Below are 1,241 nucleotides of genomic sequence, written 5' to 3' on the forward strand. Positions count from 1 at the left end.
ACATCGGACTTCTTGTTCGCGACCAGATCGATGAAGCCCGGGTCCTGATGGGAAAAACCGTTATGGTCCTGACGCCAGACATGCGAGGTGAGCAAGTAATTGAGCGAGGCTACGGGTTTGCGCCAAGGCACCTCGGCGGCGGTTTTCAGCCATTTGGCGTGCTGATTGAACATCGAATCGACGATGTGAATGAAGGCCTCGTAACAGGAAAACAGTCCATGCCGGCCCGTCAATAAATAGCCTTCCAGCCACCCCTCGCACACTTGTTCACTCAGAATCTCCATCACCCGGCCTTCGGCCGCCAGGTCGATATCCTCGGGCTCCAGATTGCCCATCCACGCCTTCGCGCTGACGTCGTAGACCGCATCCAGTCGGTTCGAGGCGGTTTCATCCGGGCCGAACAACCGAAAATTGCCTGAGGTCAGATTGTTTTTCATCACATCGCGCAGAAACGCCCCCAGCACCCGGGTCGCTTCTGCGCGCAGGCAGCCCGGCGCAGGAAGTTTCACGGCGTATTCGGTGAAACGCGGCAGATCCAGCGGTCGCAGCAGCAGGCCACCATTGGCGTGAGGATTGGCGCTCATTCGCCGGTGCCCCGTCGGCGCCAGTGCAGCAATTTCGGGTAACAAGGCGCCATTGACGTCAAACAGCTCATCCGGACGATAGCTGCTGAGCCACTCCTCCAGTTGCCGCAGATGAGTCGGCTGGCCGAAATCCGCCAGCGGCACCTGATGCGCACGACACGTGCCTTCAATACGCCGACCATCGACGAATTTGGGGCCTGTCCAGCCCTTTGGCGTACGCAGCACCAGCATCGGCCAAAGGGGGCGCTCCGGCACCGGGGGCTGCGGGTATTTGYGCGCAACACGCTGGATCTCGCGGATTTTCAACAGCATCGTGTCCAGGGTTCTGGCCAACGCCTGATGAACCTGCTCAGGTTCATCACCCTCGACAAAATACGGATCGTAACCGTAGCCATACATCAGGGCCGACAGTTCATCTTCGCTGATTCTGGAGAGTACCGAGGGGTTGGCGATCTTGTAGCCATTGAGGTGCAGAATCGGCAGGACTGCCCCGTCACGCACCGGATTAAGGAATTTATTGGAATGCCAGCTGGCCGCCAGCGTTCCCGTTTCAGCCTCACCGTCGCCGATCACGCACGCCACGATCAGGTCCGGGTTATCGAACGCCGCGCCGTAAGCATGGGCCAGGGAATAGCCCAGTTCGCCGCCTTCATGGAT

General features: G+C 59.4%; 1 protein-coding gene. It reads right to left on the reverse strand.

Annotated features, from left to right (window positions below; genetic code table 11):
* The coding region (locus tag AC1DH9_RS29425) for a phosphoketolase family protein (protein ID WP_477809364.1) at positions 1–1,241 on the reverse strand (1,241 nt) is incomplete at both ends.

The sequence above is a fragment of the Pseudomonas sp. 05T35 genome, assembly GCF_056396605.1.